Source organism: Streptomyces doebereineriae, assembly GCF_031845645.1.
Taxonomy (GTDB): Bacteria; Actinomycetota; Actinomycetes; order Streptomycetales; family Streptomycetaceae; genus Streptomyces; species Streptomyces canus.
Genome location: NZ_JAVREZ010000026.1, coordinates 25,125 through 41,983, shown reverse-complemented (window position 1 = coordinate 41,983; position 16,859 = coordinate 25,125). Strand labels below are relative to the sequence as shown.

20 protein-coding genes are annotated in these 16,859 nt (G+C 68.5%); 9 read left to right on the top strand and 11 right to left on the bottom strand.

Annotation, left to right across the window (positions count from 1 at the left end; translation table 11 throughout):
• The first annotated feature begins 126 nt into the window (after positions 1–126).
• Positions 127–396, top strand: a complete 270-nt coding sequence (locus RNB18_RS44730; RefSeq protein ID WP_311719885.1) for a hypothetical protein — start codon at positions 127–129, stop codon at positions 394–396.
• A gap of 20 nt (positions 397–416) precedes the next feature.
• On the opposite strand, the gene RNB18_RS44725 is transcribed toward RNB18_RS44730, so the two are convergent.
• Positions 417–1,277, bottom strand: a complete 861-nt coding sequence (locus tag RNB18_RS44725; protein WP_311719884.1) for a nuclease — start codon at positions 1,275–1,277, stop codon at positions 417–419.
• 617 nt (positions 1,278–1,894) lie between these two features.
• On the opposite strand from RNB18_RS44725, the gene RNB18_RS44720 reads away from it, so the two are divergent.
• The 4 genes from RNB18_RS44720 to RNB18_RS44705 all read left to right on the top strand — a co-directional run bounded on the left by RNB18_RS44720 (position 1,895) and on the right by RNB18_RS44705 (position 4,098).
• Positions 1,895–2,089, top strand: a complete 195-nt coding sequence (locus RNB18_RS44720; RefSeq protein WP_311719883.1) for a hypothetical protein — start codon at positions 1,895–1,897, stop codon at positions 2,087–2,089.
• Between the two features lie 306 nt (positions 2,090–2,395).
• Positions 2,396–2,998, top strand: coding sequence for a peptidoglycan-binding protein (locus RNB18_RS44715; protein ID WP_311719882.1), 603 nt, complete (start codon positions 2,396–2,398; stop codon positions 2,996–2,998).
• Positions 2,999–3,151: 153 nt separating this feature from the next.
• Positions 3,152–3,313: a hypothetical protein gene (locus tag RNB18_RS44710; protein WP_311719881.1), complete on the top strand. Its 162-nt coding sequence runs from the start codon at positions 3,152–3,154 to the stop codon at positions 3,311–3,313.
• Positions 3,310–4,098: a peptidoglycan-binding protein gene (locus RNB18_RS44705; protein WP_311719880.1), complete on the top strand. Its 789-nt coding sequence runs from the start codon at positions 3,310–3,312 to the stop codon at positions 4,096–4,098. The genes RNB18_RS44710 and RNB18_RS44705 overlap by 4 nt, the downstream gene beginning before the upstream one ends.
• Before the next feature lie 125 nt (positions 4,099–4,223).
• Here RNB18_RS44705 and RNB18_RS44700 read toward each other — a convergent pair whose 3' ends face one another.
• On the bottom strand, positions 4,224–5,045 hold the full coding sequence (locus tag RNB18_RS44700; protein ID WP_311719879.1) for a class I SAM-dependent methyltransferase: 822 nt from the start codon (positions 5,043–5,045) through the stop codon (positions 4,224–4,226).
• 528 nt (positions 5,046–5,573) lie between these two features.
• Here RNB18_RS44700 and RNB18_RS44695 point away from each other — a divergent pair.
• Positions 5,574–6,245, top strand: coding sequence for a class I SAM-dependent methyltransferase (locus RNB18_RS44695; RefSeq protein WP_311719878.1), 672 nt, complete (start codon positions 5,574–5,576; stop codon positions 6,243–6,245).
• Between the two features lie 21 nt (positions 6,246–6,266).
• Here the strand turns inward: RNB18_RS44695 and RNB18_RS44690 are convergent, their stop codons facing one another.
• Both RNB18_RS44690 and RNB18_RS44685 read right to left on the bottom strand, forming a co-directional pair.
• On the bottom strand, positions 6,267–6,707 hold the full coding sequence (locus tag RNB18_RS44690) for a VOC family protein (protein WP_311719877.1): 441 nt from the start codon (positions 6,705–6,707) through the stop codon (positions 6,267–6,269).
• A gap of 186 nt (positions 6,708–6,893) precedes the next feature.
• Positions 6,894–7,610 (bottom strand): TetR/AcrR family transcriptional regulator, encoded by a 717-nt coding sequence (locus RNB18_RS44685; RefSeq protein ID WP_311719876.1) that lies wholly within the window; start codon positions 7,608–7,610, stop codon positions 6,894–6,896.
• 132 nt (positions 7,611–7,742) lie between these two features.
• Here RNB18_RS44685 and RNB18_RS44680 point away from each other — a divergent pair, with 132 nt between their 5' ends.
• The 3 genes from RNB18_RS44680 to RNB18_RS44670 are packed head-to-tail and all read left to right on the top strand — an operon-like array spanning position 7,743 to position 10,764.
• Entirely contained in the window at positions 7,743–8,945 is a 1,203-nt protein-coding gene (locus tag RNB18_RS44680; protein ID WP_311719875.1) for an acyl-CoA dehydrogenase family protein, read from the top strand.
• Positions 8,942–9,970 carry a phosphotransferase family protein gene (locus RNB18_RS44675; RefSeq protein ID WP_311719874.1) on the top strand — a complete coding sequence of 343 codons (1,029 nt, stop codon included), beginning with the start codon at positions 8,942–8,944 and terminating at the stop codon, positions 9,968–9,970. The genes RNB18_RS44680 and RNB18_RS44675 overlap by 4 nt, the downstream gene beginning before the upstream one ends.
• A gap of 35 nt (positions 9,971–10,005) precedes the next feature.
• Positions 10,006–10,764 carry an SDR family NAD(P)-dependent oxidoreductase gene (locus tag RNB18_RS44670; RefSeq protein WP_311719873.1) on the top strand — a complete coding sequence of 253 codons (759 nt, stop codon included), beginning with the start codon at positions 10,006–10,008 and terminating at the stop codon, positions 10,762–10,764.
• An 82-nt stretch (positions 10,765–10,846) separates the two neighbouring features.
• Here the strand turns inward: RNB18_RS44670 and RNB18_RS44665 are convergent, their stop codons facing one another.
• The 7 genes from RNB18_RS44665 to RNB18_RS44635 form a co-directional block, all read right to left on the bottom strand.
• On the bottom strand, positions 10,847–11,887 hold the full coding sequence (locus tag RNB18_RS44665; RefSeq protein ID WP_311719872.1) for an MBL fold metallo-hydrolase: 1,041 nt from the start codon (positions 11,885–11,887) through the stop codon (positions 10,847–10,849).
• A 105-nt stretch (positions 11,888–11,992) separates the two neighbouring features.
• Positions 11,993–13,492, bottom strand: a complete 1,500-nt coding sequence (locus RNB18_RS44660; RefSeq protein WP_311719871.1) for a class I adenylate-forming enzyme family protein — start codon at positions 13,490–13,492, stop codon at positions 11,993–11,995.
• A gap of 102 nt (positions 13,493–13,594) precedes the next feature.
• Positions 13,595–13,915 (bottom strand): EthD domain-containing protein, encoded by a 321-nt coding sequence (locus RNB18_RS44655; protein ID WP_057614575.1) that lies wholly within the window; start codon positions 13,913–13,915, stop codon positions 13,595–13,597.
• A gap of 68 nt (positions 13,916–13,983) precedes the next feature.
• Entirely contained in the window at positions 13,984–14,370 is a 387-nt protein-coding gene (locus tag RNB18_RS44650; protein ID WP_266395054.1) for a hypothetical protein, read from the bottom strand.
• A gap of 44 nt (positions 14,371–14,414) precedes the next feature.
• Positions 14,415–14,774 (bottom strand): nuclear transport factor 2 family protein, encoded by a 360-nt coding sequence (locus RNB18_RS44645; protein ID WP_311719870.1) that lies wholly within the window; start codon positions 14,772–14,774, stop codon positions 14,415–14,417.
• Between the two features lie 65 nt (positions 14,775–14,839).
• A complete protein-coding gene (locus tag RNB18_RS44640) occupies positions 14,840–16,015 on the bottom strand; it encodes an ABC transporter substrate-binding protein (RefSeq protein ID WP_311719869.1) in 1,176 nt (391 codons plus the stop codon).
• 172 nt (positions 16,016–16,187) lie between these two features.
• The gene (locus RNB18_RS44635) at positions 16,188–16,808 is read right to left on the bottom strand and encodes a TetR/AcrR family transcriptional regulator (RefSeq protein WP_311719868.1); all 621 of its coding nucleotides are present in this window, start codon (positions 16,806–16,808) and stop codon (positions 16,188–16,190) included.
• Between the last annotated feature and the right edge of the window lie 51 nt (positions 16,809–16,859).

The window sequence follows — 16,859 nt, the reverse complement described above, 5'->3', positions numbered from 1 at the left end:
TGTATCCGGTACTCGTACACGCCCTCGCCGCCACACTGAGCCCCGTGCCGGCCCCGGACGCCGCGCAGCCGGCAGAGGTCGCCCCGCTACCTGCTGGCCACCGAAGTACCCGCCCACTGGTACCCCTTGGTGCTGCAGCACCTCGCCGGCGAGGAGTCCGTCCGCTTCCGTCCGACCCGCTTGGCCCGCGACGACGCCTCGCTCGAGGCTCTGCTGGGCCGGCTCCTCACCGAGACGGCTGGCCTCTACGAGGAGGAGGTGCCGCGCTCCGGCTTCCGTGTCGAGCGCGGTCGGCAGTTCAGGCGGTGGCAGGACGGCTCGGCACAGGCGTGGACCACACGCCGCAAGGTGAGCGGGATCGGGGCGGGTCGAGCGGGCTGCGGTTCGATGTGCTGAATGACCTACTTCGATGTGTCTCAGGAGTCTTCGAACAGCAGGTCCTCGGGCGAGTGGGTCATCCGCACGGTCTCGCCGTTCGTGGTCTCCACGATTCGGTGCAGTCCCACGCAGCGCTCGCCCGTGGACAGGATGGAGAACCGGTCCCCCACGCCTGCCAGAAAGGCGGGGAAGCAGGCGAGCGGCAGCGTGCCGAGGTTCAGGTAGTCCACCAGGCGGCGGAACAGCTTGGGCAGGAGCACGGCGTCGTCCGTCAGTGAGGACAGGCCGGTTACCTTCACCCCGGTGAGGGTGACGTCGCTCGGCCACAGGCCCCGGCCCGCTGCCCGGGCCCCCTCGGCCGTGGTGGCCAACTCGGCGCGCAGGCTGGTGAACAGGCTGCGATAGAACGTCGGGTAGGTCAGGCCCGCGGTGACCATGTGGTGGTTGAGCGTCGTCCTCAGCAGGGCGGGGTCGACGTCGATCTCCCGGCCACTGGCCCCCGGGGATGCGCCGCGCCCCGCCAGGGCGATGCACCGGCCGTGGACGTCGGTGCCTCGGGTGAGGACGAAGCCGGGGACCGTGTCCGGGGTGGTGGCGATCACGTTCTCGCCCTCACGCTGGACCGCGGTGAAGCCGATCCAGCTCAGCAGCTCGTCGCGCGCGGCGTGGGCGAACTGCAGGGGCTGATGGACCCGGTTGGCGCCGTAGTGCGTCTCCAGTGCGTCGATCGCGTCCAGCCGCAGCTTCGCGCGGCCCGTGGCACTGTGCTCGACGGCGCGGCCGAGCCCACCGCCCACGAGGTCCCACTCGGCCGGGTCATCGGGGGTGAAGGCCACCGTGTCCCCGTCCGGCTGGGAGCCCTTGACGTCGTAGAAGCCTTTGATCAGAAGCATCGGCATGTCGACTCCTCAGGATGCCCCCCTCCATTCAATTATGCGATCGAATAGGGCATTTCGCCTTTTGTGGAGGCAGCGAACCGTCGCCGTGCCGTCAGTTGAGCGAGCCTCGACGGCACCTCCGCCCAGGGTGTCCGGGCCCGGTCGGGCAGCCGCGGGCCGGGGCGTCGGTGAGGGCGCGCAGGGCAGTGGTGAGGTTGCCGACGTCGGGGGCGTTACCGAGGCACTGGCGGAGCGCGCGCGGGACGGGCTGGTACGTGGCGCTGAAGTACAGCGTGGGCCAAGGGCACGGAGCCGAGTGCGGCTGTGGTGTACTCGCAGTCGGTGAAGGCGGGCGCCACCGTCGCCCTCCACGGACCGGTTACTCACCCGCAGATCCTTCGCGATCACCGCTGTCCTCTCACCACGGGCGAACCGCATTTCGCCGGCCTACGCAGGGATCAGCAACCGACGACAAGCCGAAGCGGTCAGTAGGACTGGTCAAGCTCCTGGCCGACGGGACCGCAGTGGCAATCCTTGCCGACGCCGGCTATCAGGGACTGGGCGCCCAGAACGGCGGCAGGATGGTGACACCACCACACCGCAAGTTCTAGCAGAACGCCCCTTCGTGGTGCGAGGAGATGCACGAGCGCCAACGCAAGGCACACTCCTCACGCCTCATCCGGCTCGAACAGGGCATCGCACGTCTGAAGAACTGGCGGGCACTGGCTCGCCTCCTCGGCCGCCGCGAGCACATGAGCGGCACCATCCAGGCAATCGCCGGACTGCTGTCCCACCAGCAGACCATGGACCTGAGCTCGACACGACAGATGTGAACACCGGCCACACCAAGTCCGCGGCGTCCCACCGCCAACCGTGCACGAGCTCGTTGGCACTCTGTTTGCCCCATACCAGACATTGCCATATGGTGGAAATAACCGATCTTTAACGCCTCGCAAAGCCGCTCACACCCCACAGAGGCGCGGCTAAGAGGATCCTGATCTCTTTGCGCATACCTGCCATTTAGGGGAAGCTCGCAGCGGGTTTTCACCCCTTACCGCAGGTGCAGTTACCTGATTCCAGCAATGTCTCCTCCGTTGAGAATTCCTGATCAACAAGTGAGAGAGGCGTCGGGAATGAAAATGAGCCTGACCGAGCTGCGCGCCCTCGCGACACAGGCAGGGTTCACCGGCAGCGACATCAAAATCGCGGCGGCCGTCGCCATGGCAGAGTCCAAAGGCGACCCAGTCGTCATCGGAGACCAGAAACTGGTCGACCACAAGTGGGGGCCGTCCATTGGTCTCTTCCAGATACGCTCGCTCAAGCACCCAGAGCAGTTCTCCCCACCGGACACACTCAGGGTTACGGCAAAGCTCAAGGATCCGCTCTACAACGCCAAGACGGCAAAGGCCATCAAAGACGCACACAACTGGAAGCAATGGTCCACGTTCACGAGCGGGGCCTACAAGCAGTACATGGACGGCGGCCCCGCCAACTTCGAGCCGTTCCCTGGTGCGTCCTTCTTCCACCCCGGAAAGAAATCGCCGATCGTCGCCGCAACGCACCGCCGGCTCGTCGCCGAAGGCTGCAACCGGTACCAGTCGAGCGCCAACGCCGACGTATGGGGCCCGGGCGATGTGAAGTCCTACGCCGCCTGGCAGCATAAGCTCGGATTCGAAGGCGCTGATGCCAACGGCTTCCCCGGCGAGACCAGTTGGGACAAGCTACATGTCCCCAACGTCTAAGACGTGAGCATAACGCGAATTGCCGTGTCGACAAGCAGCACTATCGGCCCCCACAGCGCGATTCCCTACGGCGACGTGAGAGTTCCTACCCCGGCCGAGTCGTCGAACGTAGGGCTGGCGACACAAAATTGTGGCATCTGAAAGGACTTCTTCATGCCCGAAAAGAACTTCGACCACGGGGACGTGAAGGCGGCCCTCGAGAAGACCGACACCGCCGACGGACCCGGCACCGACAGCCTCGATGCCCTTCCGGAAAGCGACTTCGTCGCCTTCGCCGAGGACGGCGTCGAGAACGACGCGGAGGCCCTCAAGTGACCGCCACCATCGCCTACGACCGTCAGGTCTCGAATCTCATCGACAAACTCAGCGCGACGGGCCACGTCACCCACAAGTCGTACAAGAAGACGTCGGTCACGCTGCACCACAACGGCGGCCGGCTTTCGCACCAGGGTGTGCTCAACGTCTGGAAGACGCGACCGGCTTCGGCCCACTTCGACGTGGACGCCGCGGGTGCCGTCGCTCAGTACGTCAAGGTGAACGAGTACGCCTGGGCCGTCGGCAACATGGCCGGCAACCAGCGCTCGATCAGCATCGAAATGGCGAACGCAACGCTCGCGCCCACCTGGACAGTCGCCGAGGCCACCTGGAAGAACTCCGCACGTCTCGCCGGCTGGCTCTTCGCCAAGGTGATCGGCGAACGCCCCAGCAAGAGCAACCTCTTCTACCACCACCACTGGTCCTCGACCGCCTGCGCCGGCCCGCACATGGACAGGATCTACGCCAAGGTCCTCGCGGCGGCTCAGGAGGCGTACGACCACTTCAAGGGTTCACACCCCGTCCCCCGGCCGGATATCGAGCCGTTCCCTGGTGCGTCCTTCTTCCACACCGGAAAGAAATCGCCGATCATCGCCGCAACGCACCGCCGGCTCGTCGCCGAAGGCTGCAACCGGTACCAGTCGAGCGCCAACGCCGACGTATGGGGCCCGGGCGATGCGAAGTCCTACGCCGCCTGGCAGCATAAGCTCGGATTCGAAGGCGCTGATGCCAACGGCTTCCCCGGCAAGACCAGTTGGGACAAGCTACATGTCCCCAACGTCTGACTGTCCTCGCTGATGGCCTTATCGAGCAGTAGCGGCTCTCGTCCACATTGCGTGGTGCAATCACTCTCCGTGCCGGCACCGTCCTGGCAGCGCCTCAGCGCGGTGACCAATGCATGTCCTGGCCGTCACGCTGGAGCTGACCCGCGAGCCAGTTCGTAGGCGAAGTCGACCGTTTCGGTGAGGCGAGCATTGGCCGTATGGCGGCCGAGTTCGGCAATGAGGTCGGCGTCGAACTCGGACGCATGATCGGCGAGCACTGAGGGCGGTAGGAACGAGGTAGACCGGATGTGGCCGGCGAGTTCGGGAATCGTCCAGTGGTACTCGACCGAGAATTCGTGGCGTCCGGCGACGTCGAACCCCGCACGGGACAGTACTTCGTGGTCTGGGTCATGCTGCCTTGCCCGGTCCCAACCGGGCGGGATGCGACCGGATGCGCCGAGGGTGTTCTGCCACGAGCGCAGCACCCTGTCGAGCGCCTGCTGCCAGTCCCGGGGTCCGACCCATGGCGAGGTTGACCAGCACAACGCGAGGCAGCCGCCGGGCTTGAGCCAGGTGCAGGCGCGCTGGGCCACCAGGGAGCGGTTCAGCCGGTGAAAGGCGTTGCCGATGACGATGAGCTCGAAGCCGCCCGGCTCGGCAGCCAGATCTTCGGCACGGGCGGTGACCACCCGGATGTGGGCTGCGCCGACGGCGTCTGCCTTGGCGCGGACCACCTCGGTCATGCCCGGTTCGGCGTCTACGGCCCAGACGTCCGTGAACCAGTCGCGCAGGGGGAAGGCGAGTTGGCCGGTGCCGCAGGCCAGATCCAGCAGGCGTCCGCGCCCTGAGGGGGCGGCTCGGCGTGCGAGGTCGGCGATCATCGCGTGGGGGTAGGGGAGCCGGAACTGCTCGTAGTATCCGGCCGTCCCCTGGTAGAGGTCGGGGTCGAATCTCACCTGGCTGTCCACGCGACCACCATGACATGGGGCAGCCCGGCCCAGGAACGTGGCCGGGCGGAAGGACCTGCCTCCGTAGGCCGTTCGTTTGTGCTTCGGTAACCCTTCGTCACGCCAGCAGGACGCGTTTCCGCAGGAGCTCGAACCCGTCGCGCCCGTACATCTGGCGCTTGAGCGTCGAAATCACGTTCGATGTGCTGGCCGAAGTGCCGGAGGCTGGGCAGTTCGGTAGTGGCGGTGGCCGCTTCGATCCAGGTCGGCAACTTGTCGCCGGGGCAGTTGGCCAGGACGGCCTTGAGATGGAGCCCGTCGCCTTCGGACAGGAACCACGACGAACCTTCCCGCCGTCAGCAGGTCACGGGGGGAGCACAGGTAGAAGCCAGGTATTCGACCTGCTCGGCACCCGCACCCCGAGCAGGCGACCCGCTCGACCGTCGTCCGAGCCTCAACCCGGACGACCGTGAACTCACCTCGCCTCGTCGAACGCCCCGAGACCGTGGCAGCGTGTCCACCCCGAGACGTCCATGGGAGGCTTCCACCATGTCCGACCTCGACAGCCAGACCGCTTATTGGGACGCCGCCGCGGCGACGAAGCGATTCACGCATCCGCTGCACACACCGTGGCTGGACACCGTCGAACGAAGCGCCGCGATCCTCGACTACGGCTGCGGCTACGGCCGAACGCTGGACTCGCTGGAGCAGCAGGGCTTTGACAACCTCTCCGGCGTCGACACATCACCGGGGATGATCGCCCGGGCCCGCAGCCTGCATCCCGCGATGCGCTTCGCGGTGCTGGACACGCCGCCGGCGCTCGCCTGCCCGGACGCGAGCATCGACGTGGTCGTGCTCTTCGCGGTGCTGACCTGCATCCCGAGCGACGACGCACAGCGGCTGCTGATCGGCGAGCTCCATCGCGTGCTCATGCCCGGCGCGCTGCTCTACCTCAGCGACCTACCGCTACAAGACGACCAGCGCAACCGTGACCGCTACGCGAGGTTCGCCGAGTCCTACGGCACCTACGGGGTGTTCGAGACCGGCGACGGCGCAGTGTGCCGCCACCATCCGAGCGACTGGTTCACCTCTCTGCTCGCCGGGTTCGAGACCATCGACACCCGACGAACCACGGTGAACACCATGAACGGCAACACATCGGCGGGTCTTCAGATCCTGGCCCGCAAGCCGGCCTCACGTCACCAGGCTCCTACCTGCTGACGCTTCAGAAGTCTCTTCTTCTCAGCGCAGTTGCTCGGCCAGTCCGACGATGATGCCCTCAGGGCCGCGGAGGTAGCAGAGCAGATAGCTGTCCTCGAACCGGGCGATCTCGCCGACGAGTTCGGCGCCGTGCGGGCGCAGGCGGGCAACGGTGTCCTCGAGGTCGTCGACGGCGAACATGACGCGGTGCGTGCCCAGAATGTTGTGCGGCCGGTTGCGCGGTCCGGCGCTGATCACCGCGGGGCTGCGGTACTTCGCCAGCTCGAGGCGGCTGTGACCGTCCGGGGTCCGGACCATCGCGATGTCACAGTGGACGCCGTCGAGTCCGGTGCACTGGTCGGCGACGAGGCCCTCGACCTCCGCCCTGCCCTCCAGCTCCATACCGAGCTCCACGAAGAACGCGATGGCGGCATCCATGTCCTCGACGACGATGCCGACGTTGTCCATCCGCTGAATCGCCATGCTGGTCTCTCTTTCTTCCTCGTGCGGCCGGGCGTGGCCGCTGATGTCCCTGGGACGGAGCCGGTGGCACGTTCTCGACATCCTCAGACCACTGCCTTCGCCGTCAAGGACCTGCCGGCCGCGCCGTATAGAGGCGCCTCGCCGTCATCCCCGTCATACGTCACCGGATCCCCCGACACGGTTGCGTCAGGGCAGCGACCCCGGCTCCTTCCCCGCCGACCTGCCGCCGTGCGGGCGCGCTCCCGCGATGCGCAGGGCGATGTCGCCGTACTGGTAGGCGAGTTGGTCGACGGAGAACTCGCCGCCCTCGTGGAACCAGCTGGCGACGCCGATGCCCATGTCGAGGATCGAGTACGAGGCGATGCGGGCGGACTGTACGTGGAAGGCGCCCTCGGCGGCGCCCTGCTCGATGAGTTCGCGGAAGCGGCGCTCGTAGTCGCTGCGGCGGCCGAGCACCCGGTCCTGGTCGGACTGGTCCAGGCTGCCGATCTCCCGGTTGCCGACGAAGGCCTCCAGGCGGTGGCGGGCGTGGTAGCGGATGTGCGCCTCCACGGAGCGGCGTAGCTGTTCCCGGACGTCGTCGGTGCCGGAGACGGCCACGATGTTGTCGGCGATGAGCTGTTCCATCGTGCCGATCATGATCTCGGCCAGCAGTTCGTGCTTGGAAGCGACGTGCTTGTAGAGGCTCGGGCCTCGGATGCCCACGGCGGCTCCGATGTCGGCCATGGTGGTGGACCGATAGCCCTGTGCGGCGAAGAGGCGAAGCGCGGCCTGCCGGATCGCCGACCGGCGGTCGGTGACGGGCGTGCCGTCGGCCCGGGCCGGCCGGTGCGGCCGCTCGTACGACCCGCTGCGGGATGCGCTGTGCGACCTGCCGTGCCCGTCGCTCTGGGCTGAGCTCACGCGAACTCCTGAAGCTACCGACCATTAGCCGTATCCGTCTGCTGTAGTGGCCAGTATAGCCGGGACTCTTGACATGCCACCCCCTTCCCCCATGTGATGGCTAATGCTCAGTAGCCAAACTCGGGAGTGAACATGCCCATCGGGTTCGAGATCGACGAGAGGCTCGCCGCCATCGCTCGGCGCACCACCGCGTTCGTACAGGACGTGGTGATACCCGAGGAGCTGGCGTGCGACGGGAACGTCCACGCCGGTCCGGAGCCACTGCGCCGCCGACTCCAGCGGGCAGCCCGCGACGCGGGGGTGTTCGCACCCCACATCGGCACGGAATGGGGCGGGCTCGGGCTCGACCTGTGCGGCCAGGCCGTGGTGTTCGAGGCGGCCGGGTACTCGCTGCTCGGGCCGCTGGCCCTGAACTGCGCGGCACCCGACGAGGGCAACACGCATCTGCTCGAAGTGGTCGCCACGGAGGAACAGAAGGAGCGTTACCTGCGGCCGCTGGCAGCGGGTGAGGTCCGGTCCTGCTTCGCGATGACGGAGCCTGCGCCCGGCGCCGGTTCCGATCCGCGCGCCCTCGCCACCACCGCGGCCAAGGTCGACGGCGGCTGGCGGATCGACGGACGCAAGTGGTTCATCAGCGGCGCCGACGGGGCCGCCTTCGCCATCTGCATGGCCCGCACCAGTGGCGGACCGGGCGACGCGGGCGGCGCGACGATGTTCCTCGTCGATGCCGACAACCCGGGCATGAAGATCGTCCGCAACATCGACACGCTGGACCAGGGGCTGTTCGGCGGGCACAGCGAGATCGTCTTCGAGGGCTGCGAAGTCGCCGACAGCGCCGTCCTGGGAGAGGTGGACCAGGGATTCACCTACGCGCAGGTCCGCCTCGGGCCCGCTCGGATGACGCACTGCATGCGCTGGCTCGGCGTGGCGCGACGGGCGCAGGACATCGCCCTGGAGCGGGCGACGGAGCGTTCGGCCTTCGGCAAACCGCTGGCCGAACTCGGCATGGTGCAGCAGCTGGTGGCCGACTCCGAGATCGACATCGAGACCAGCCGTGCGGTGCTGTGGCGGGCCTGCTGGGAACTGGACCAGGGCCGCTCGGCCGCCCAGCACACCTCGATCGCCAAGACGTACGTCTCCGAGGCGGTCAACCGGGTTGTCGACCGCTCCGTGCAGGTGTGCGGCGCGCTCGGCATCTCGGGGGACGCCCCGCTGTCCCGGCTGTACCGGGAGGTGCGGCCCTTCCGGATCTACGACGGTCCTTCCGAGACCCACCGGTGGGCCATCGCCAAGCGTGCGGTACGGGCGGCGCGGGAGCGGGTGGCCGTACGGTGACCGCGGCCGAGGCTGCCGTGGTCGGCGTCGACCTGCCCGCGCTGCAGCGGTACTTCGACCACCATGTCCCCGAGTGCGCCGGTCCGTTGAGGATCCAGTTGCTCCAGGGCGGGCGCTCCAATCTGACGTACGAGGTGACCGACGGGACGCACCGGTGGGTGCTGCGCCGGCCCCCGCTGGGGGTGCTGACCCCCACGGCACACGACATGGACCGCGAGTACCGCGTCGTCGCCGCCCTCGGCTCCACCGGCGTACCTGTCGCGCGCGCCGTGCTGTCGTGCCGGGACCCAGGGGTCATCGGCGCGCCGTTCTGCGTCGTCGACTTCGTGGAGGGGACGGTACTGCGCGACGGCGACGACGCTGCCGTACTGCCACCCGCGGAGGCACGACGGGCCGCCGACGCGCTCGTGGACGCGCTGGTGGCACTCCACTCCGTCGACGCCTCCGCCGTAGGGCTCGGTGACTTCGGTCGGCCTGACGGCTATCTGGAGCGTCAGGTGAGGCGGTGGCGCGGACAGTGGGAGAAGGTCGCCACCCGTTCGCTGCCCGAGGTGGACGAACTGCACGGCAGGCTCGCCCGCGCCGTGCCCGTGAGTGGCGCTCCTGCGATCGTGCACGGCGACTACCGCTTGGACAACACCATCCTGGCGCCGGACGGCTTCGGCCGGATCGCGGCGATCGTCGACTGGGAGATGGCCACGCTCGGTGATCCCCTCGCCGATCTCGGAATGCTCCTCATGTACTGGGATCCGACCTGCGAGCCGGTCCTCGCCGCACGCCACGTCCCGACGGCCAACCCCGGCTTCCCCACCGGCCCCGAACTGGCCGCCCGGTACGCCACCAAGTCCGGCCGCGACATCGACACCCTGCCCTACTACCAGGCCCTGGGCTGCTTCAAGCTCGCCGTCATCGCGGAGGGCATCCACGCCCGCTACCTCGCGGGACAGACCGTCGGCACCGGATTCGAGCGGGTCGGGTCCGCGGTCCCCGCGCTGCTGAGCTCAGGGCTGGAGCTGCTGCCATGACCGCAACCGCGCACACACCGAACCGAGGAGAGCCCGTGGGAGACCGACTGTCCGGACAGATCGCCCTGGTCACCGGTGCGACCGGCGGCATCGGACAGGCCGTCTCGCACCGGCTCGCCGCGGAGGGCGCGACGGTGGTGGTGACGGACGTGGACGCCGGTCGCTGCGACGACCTGGCGAAGGAGCTGACGGGTGACGGGGCGCGGGCGCTCGGACTCGCGCTGGACGTCAGCGACGAGGGGGCGTGGCGCGGCGCGGTCGAGCGGGTGGTCGCCGAGCTGGGCGGCCTGTCGGTACTGGTCAACAACGCGGGCATCGCCGAGATGCGGACGGTCGAGACGGAGACCCAGGAGTCCTGGGACAAGGTCATCGCGGTCACCCAGGGCGGTGTGTGGCTCGGCATGAAGCACAGCGGTCCCGCGATCGAACGCTCCGGCGGTGGCTCGATCATCAACATCGCGTCGATCTTCGGCACCGTCGGCGGCTTCGGCAGCCAGTTCTCGTACCACGCGGCGAAAGGCGCGGTCCGCCTGATGACGAAAAACGCGGCACTTCACTGGGCCACGCGCGGCGTCCGCGTCAACTCGATCCACCCTGGTTTCATCGAGACGCCCCTCTCCCGGGAACTGTGGCGGGGCACGCCCCGGCACACCGCCATGATCGAGGGCACCCCGATGGGGCGGCTGGGCAGGCCCGACGAGGTCGCGGGCGCGGTGGCGTTCCTTGCCTCCCAGGACGCGACCTTCATCACGGGATCCGAGCTGTACGTGGACGGCGGCTGGACGGCCCGCTGACGAAGGGTCCGTGGAAAGGTCCTCCGAAAAGGAAGGAGGGGCGCGGCGATGACCGAGCCCCTCCCCCTGTGCACGTGCCGTGTCAGCGCACACGCGTGTACTGGTTCACCCCGCCCACGAACGCCACCGTGGCGCGTCCGCGCAGCACCAGGACGTCCAGGTGGGCCGCCGTCTCGTTCACGGCGAGCATCTGGTTGAAGGCGTTGAGGTCGCCGAACGGCACCTCGCGGCGCGTCCAGCCCAGCTTGCGCGCCACCGCGTGCGCGTCGAGGGTGTCCTCGCCCAGCGCTGTCAGGCTCTTGGACAGCCGGTCGTCGTGGTGGGTGAGCAGTTCGGCGACACGGGTGTGGGCGCTGTCGGTGACCGGCCCGTGCGCGGGCAGCAGGCGGGTGTCGGCGTACCGCGTCATCAGCCGCAGCGAGTCCAGGTAGTCGGCGAGGGGGCGCCCGCCCGCTTCGGTCAGCTCGAAGCCGATGGACGGGGTGATGTGCGGAAGGACGTGGTCGCCGGCGAACAGCAGTCCGCGCTGTTCGTCCAGGAAGACCACGTGTCCCTTGGTGTGCCCGGGGGTCGGTACGACGCGCAGCTCGTTGTCGCCGAAGCGGAGCGTTTCCGCGCCGAGCCACTGGTCGGGGGCCTCCCACACGCTGGGATCGTAGCCGCCGTGGTCCATCTCCTGGATCTGTTCGGCGAGTTCGGCCGCTCCTCCCCTGCGCAGCGTCTCCAGTGAGCCGGCGGGTTCGTCGCTGCGCAGCCTGTCGAGCATCTCCAGGCCCGGCCGTTCGCCCGCGCCCAGGTAGACCCGCGAGCCCAGCAGGCGGCGCAGCTCCACGGCGTTGGTGTAGTGGTCACGGTGGATGTGGGTGACCAGGATGTGGCTGATGTCGCCGAGGTCGCGCCCGATGGCGGCCAGCGCCTCCTCGAGCGCTTTGCGCGCCTCGGGGATCGCCCAGCCCCCGTCGATCATGACGATGCCGTCGTCCTCGGCGAGGTTCTCCAGCAGATAGACGTTGACGGCGTGCAGGCCGTCGTTGGGCAGTGGCAGGGGAACGCGGTGCACTCCGGGCTGGACGGTCTGGACTCCGGCTGCGGCCCATGGGCCCTGGTCGAACCGCGCTGTCATGATTCTCCAATGCTGCTTCTGTTTCGCTGGGGATCGGACCCGGCGGGGGGTGCGGGGGTGCGACCCCGCCGGGTCTGTCCTCTGATCAGGCCGGATCGCCTTTGATCAGGCCAAGTCGGGTGTGCCCGTCCGTAGCCGTTGGGCGAGTTCGCGGGCCCCGCTGCGGTCGAGTTTGCCGACCTTGGTCTGGGGCAACTCCTCGACGTCGTACACGAACTCGGGCCACTTGGCCTTGGACAGCCCGACGCTCTCCAGGTGTCCGGTCACCTCGGCCAGGTCGATGCCGTGTCCGTCCTCGGTGACGACCAGCAGCGCGACGCGCTCGCCGAGCACCTCGTCCGGGACCGCGGCGACACAGGCCCTGGCCACCCTCGGGTACCCGGCGACCGCCCGCTCGATCTCGGTGATGTCGATGTTGCGGCCTCCGCGGATGATGATGTCCTTCTCGCGGCCCATGATGCTGACGGTGCCGTCCTCGTGGGTCAGCAGCAGGTCACCGGTAGGGAAGAAGCCGTCCTCGGTCAGTGCCGGCCGCTCGACCCGGCCGTCGCGTGCATAGCCGACGAACAGGGAGGGGCCGCGGACCTCTGCCCGGCCGGTGACGCCAGGTCCGGCCACGGCACCGTCGGGGGTCAGTGCGCGCAGGTCCGTGCCCGGGAAGGGGCGGCCATCCCTTCCCAGCCTGATCTCCTCGGGGTCGTCGGGGCGGGGTGAGGTGTGGCCGAGGCACTCCGACATGCCGAACACGCGCAGGATCTTCGTACCCAGCGACCGTTCGGCACGCGCCAGGGCGCCACGGTCCATGGGGCCGCCGCCCACGGTGATGGCGCGGACTCCCGAGAGCACGCCGGAGCCGGCCGCCTCGGCCCCCATCTGCAGCGCCATCGTCGGTACGCACATGGTCCAGCGGACCTCGGTCTCGGCCATCCGCCGCAGCGCGAGGGCCCGGTCCCACTTCGACGTCAGGACGAGCGGGCCGCCCAGCAGAAGGGAGAGGTAGATGCCGAAGCAGTAGGCGGCCGTCGACGACAGCGGCACGATCGCGGCCACCGCGTCGCCGGGGGCCAGGCCGTTGCTGTCGATCGTGCTGGCGCAGGCGTAGCGCAGGGCCTCCTCGGACTGCACCACGCCCTTGGGCCGCCCGGTCGAGCCGGAGGTCAGCCCGATGAGGACACCTCCCGACCACCGTGACACCTCACGCGGACCGGGCGTGGCACGGCAGGTCCAGCCGTCGAGCACCGTGTCCACCGGGCCCGGCAGCAGCTCGGGGAGCCCCCATTCGTCACTCGCCGAGGCCTCGGCGACGACCGCGTCGGGGCGGATGTCCTCGTAAGCCGCGGCGAACTCGGCCTGGGTGGTGTGCCGGTTGACGACCGCGAGGACCCCGCCGCGCAGTCCCACGGCCAGGGAGCCTGCGACGGTACGCCATGAGTTGTCGGCCTGGAGCATGACGGTGCCGCCCGGGCCGCCGGGGAACATCGCTTCGGCGAGCCGGCCGGCCTCGGCGAGCAGCTCGCGCGCCGTATGACTGCCCTCGTCGTCGATGACGGCGACGAAGTCCGCCTGCTCGGCCCTTTGTTGGAACTCCCGCACTACCTGTCGCATCCCGCTTCCTCGCTACGCTGGCCGAACTCCATGAAGAACGATGTGTTGAACGCTGTGGTGCATGCCCCACGCATGCCGGACTGAGGGAACCGAAGGACGGTCTCAGCCGCCGAAGAGCTGCGCCTCGTGTCCCATCACCGCGATGCGGCGGCCTTTCATGTCCCCGACCTGCGCGATCGCGTCCGCCCACTCCTGGCTCGCGAGGGCCTTCTTCAGGTCCTGCGGGGAGTCGAAGCTGAGCACGGAGATCCCGTCCCAGCCCTCCGAGCGCGGCTCCAGCGCCTGGTCGATCTCGGTGTGCCGCCAGGCGCGAAGCCCGGGCAGGCGGTAGGTCAGTTCCGCGTGGTCGCCGCGCCACCAGTCGATGAACTGCTCGTGCGTCCACTCCGGGGGCCTGGCGGCCAGCAGGACGAGGTTGTACATGACGGTCCTCCGTGGGTGTCCGGTCGAAGCGGAGATTGGCGGGTCCAGTCGCAGCCGGCCCGGTGGGTTCAGGTGAAGCGGATCTCGGACGACCGGCCGATCAGCAGGCGCTGCAGACGTCCGTGGTCGTCCACTCGCCCCGCGGCGACGAAGCTCGCCTCGGGCACTCCCCCGCGTCGCACCTCGCCGAGGAAGAGCTCGTCCTGGCCGAGGGTGGTCGCGGACAGGAGGTGGTGGGTGCGGGTGCCCTTCTCGCGCTGTTCGAGATAGCCGACGAGGGCGGCACGGTCCCCGGCGAAGTCGGTCGCGTTGCCGTCGCCGGTGGAGAACAGGATGGAGAGGGTGAAGTCGTCGCTGATCAGGTCGAGAATCCGGGTCGGTTCGTCACTGTCGAGGATGTCGAACCAGGCGGTGAGGAAGGGTGCGGGGGCGGCGTCGGTGGAGGTGTCGGTCATGTCGGCTCCCGGGGATGGGTGGGTGGCTGCCGGGGTGGGCGCGGCTAGTCCGGCCGGTCGATGAGGTCGTAGGTGGTGCTGAAGTACGACTGGTAGCGGGCCATGCGCCCGTCGGGTGTGACGACGGCGGCCGAGAGGAAGGAGCCGACGGTCTTCCCGGACTCGGTGACCACCCCGTACACGGTCTCCAGATCGCCGTCGGAGCTGTGCCGGAGGATTTCGTGTCCCCTCTCGACGGCGTTGCGGCCGGCGATGTAGGCGGCGAAGTCGTCCCTGGAGGTTCCCGTCGCCTCGCGGCCGGGCAGGGCGATCAGGAATCGGAAGTCCGGCACAAGGAGTTCGAGTGCCTGACGAGGGTCGTCACTGTCCATACGGGCCATGTAGTCGCGGATTACGCCGGCCATGGGAGTCCTCTCCAAGCGGGGAACGGCTGTTTCAATCGCGGGCGGGATCAGTCGCGATCGGGGATTCAGTCACGGGAGGGCGGGGTGAAGAAGTCACCCTGTGACTCCCAGCGGCCGTCCCTGACGACGACCTTCTGTACGTCACGGGTGCCGAGATGGTGCTCCGGGGAGAAGTTCAGGACCGGTGCGACGCCGGTGTCGACCGCTCGGGCCTTCTTGTACGCGGCGGCCAGTGCCTCGGAGGTGATCGGGCCGTCGATGGTTTTGGCGATCTCGACGAACGCCTTGGCCGCTGCCCAGCCCCACAGGGTGATGAAGTCGGCCGGCTGCCCGCGCTCGTACTTCGCCATCGCGGAGCGGAACTCCTTGATGGCCGGGTCGTCGTCGTTGGGTGACTTCACCAGTTGCACCGCCTTGACACCTTCGGCCGCCTTGCCCGCGAGGGTGAGGGTGGACTGTGCCGCGACCGGAGCGTAGCCGTACACGGGTGTCGACAGCCCCTGCAGCTTGGCTTCCTTCAGGTAGGACGCGGCCTCGGCGGCGGCGAGGATCACCACGACGGCGTCGGGTTTCTCACGCTTCACCTTGCTGATCACCGGGCTGTAGTCGGTGGTCTGGAACTTGACCGACAGGCTTTTGACCCGGACGGACGGATCGGTCTTGCGGGCCGCCGGACCGATCTCCTTGGCGACGTTCACGAACGCCGCGGGGTCGCTGTGCACGACGAGCACCTTCTTCGCCCCGTCTTGCGCCGCCCACTGGCCGAGCGCCGATGCCTGGTCCTCGTAGAGGGTCTGCATGCCGAACAGGCCGTCGCGGGTCGGCTGGTACCAGGACGCGTCTCCGCCCAGGGTGTTGAGGACGGGGACCTTCGACTGCTCGAGTACGAAGGGGAAGGTGGCCTGGGACTGCGCGGTGCCGTTGGTGGCGACGATCGCCACCACTCCGTCCTGGTCGACGAGCCGGCGGGCGATCTGCACGGTCTGCTGCGGATCGAAGGCGTTGTCCTTGACGACCCAGTCGATCTTGCGTCCGTTGATCCCGCCCCGGGCGTTGACCGACTTGAAGTACGCGTCGGCGCCGGCTCTCTCGGGGATGCCGAACGAGGCGACGGCTCCCGTGAGCGGGTACCAGGCGCCGATCCTGATGACGTCGTCCCGGGCCGCGGGACCTTGGGTGCCGCAGGCGCTCGCCGCCAGGGCGAGCAGGGCGGTGGCTGCGGCGATGAGCGAGCGTGTCATGCGTCGTCGCAAGACCCCTCCTCAGATCAACCTGAGTTAAGTTCAGTTCAGTTTGGATTTTAATCCCGCGGAAACAGCCCTGGCAATGGCTCGTCACGTACCGAGAAAGCAGTGCGGCCCTCCGACGGGGTGTCCGTCGGAGGGCCGCGAGGTGCGGTGACCGCTCAGCGCGTCAGGAGGCGACCATCCGGACGCAGGCGCCCTCGATCAGCTCGCTGACCTCCGAGAGCGGGGTCGGTCCTGACGGCCGGTACCACCGCCACACGCTGACGATCAGCCCGAGCACACTCGATCCGAGCAGCTGTGCGTCACGCAGCGGGAAGGAGCCTTGGGACATGCCCTTGACGAGTAGATTCGTCCAGTCCCGTTCGACGACCTGGACCAGCTGGCGGGCCGCGACCCGTTCGTCCTCCTCGCGCTTGGACCTGCGTGAACCGGACAACAGATCCATGTGGTTCTGCAGGATGCGCATCTGCAGGACCTCCTGCGGTGACACGTCGTAGGCCGCGCGGACCGCTGCTCGCAGCGCCTCGACGGGGTCCGCGGCGTCCTTCGTCGCCTCCACGAACCGGTCGTGGGAGCGCTGCAGTTCCACCCGCATGATGGTGAGCAGGCAGTGGGTCTTCGACTCGAAGTAGTGGTACAGCGCCGTCTGCCCGATGCCGACGCGCTCCGCCACCGTCGACCACTTGGTGGCCTCGAAGCCGGTCTCACCGAAACAGTCCACCGCGGCCGTGAGAATGGCCGCGCGCTTGGACCGCGGTCCCGCCTCCGGTTCAACGATCCTCGTCATGCTCCCTCTCCATGGCCGTCACCCACCGTGTCCGTACCCGAGAGTAAACCC

Coding starts and splice junctions, on each gene's coding strand:
- RNB18_RS44720 (WP_311719883.1), top strand. CDS start 1,895: ATGCACGAGCGCCAACGCAAGGCACACTCCTCACGCCTCATCCGGCTC.
- RNB18_RS44695 (WP_311719878.1), top strand. CDS start 5,574: ATGTCCGACCTCGACAGCCAGACCGCTTATTGGGACGCCGCCGCGGCG.
- RNB18_RS44665 (WP_311719872.1), bottom strand. CDS start 11,887: ATGACAGCGCGGTTCGACCAGGGCCCATGGGCCGCAGCCGGAGTCCAG.
- RNB18_RS44690 (WP_311719877.1), bottom strand. CDS start 6,707: ATGGCGATTCAGCGGATGGACAACGTCGGCATCGTCGTCGAGGACATG.
- RNB18_RS44660 (WP_311719871.1), bottom strand. CDS start 13,492: ATGCGACAGGTAGTGCGGGAGTTCCAACAAAGGGCCGAGCAGGCGGAC.
- RNB18_RS44640 (WP_311719869.1), bottom strand. CDS start 16,015: ATGACACGCTCGCTCATCGCCGCAGCCACCGCCCTGCTCGCCCTGGCG.
- RNB18_RS44635 (WP_311719868.1), bottom strand. CDS start 16,808: ATGACGAGGATCGTTGAACCGGAGGCGGGACCGCGGTCCAAGCGCGCG.
- RNB18_RS44715 (WP_311719882.1), top strand. CDS start 2,396: ATGAGCCTGACCGAGCTGCGCGCCCTCGCGACACAGGCAGGGTTCACC.
- RNB18_RS44645 (WP_311719870.1), bottom strand. CDS start 14,774: ATGGCCGGCGTAATCCGCGACTACATGGCCCGTATGGACAGTGACGAC.
- RNB18_RS44710 (WP_311719881.1), top strand. CDS start 3,152: ATGCCCGAAAAGAACTTCGACCACGGGGACGTGAAGGCGGCCCTCGAG.
- RNB18_RS44650 (WP_266395054.1), bottom strand. CDS start 14,370: ATGACCGACACCTCCACCGACGCCGCCCCCGCACCCTTCCTCACCGCC.
- RNB18_RS44680 (WP_311719875.1), top strand. CDS start 7,743: ATGCCCATCGGGTTCGAGATCGACGAGAGGCTCGCCGCCATCGCTCGG.
- RNB18_RS44655 (WP_057614575.1), bottom strand. CDS start 13,915: ATGTACAACCTCGTCCTGCTGGCCGCCAGGCCCCCGGAGTGGACGCAC.
- RNB18_RS44725 (WP_311719884.1), bottom strand. CDS start 1,277: ATGCCGATGCTTCTGATCAAAGGCTTCTACGACGTCAAGGGCTCCCAG.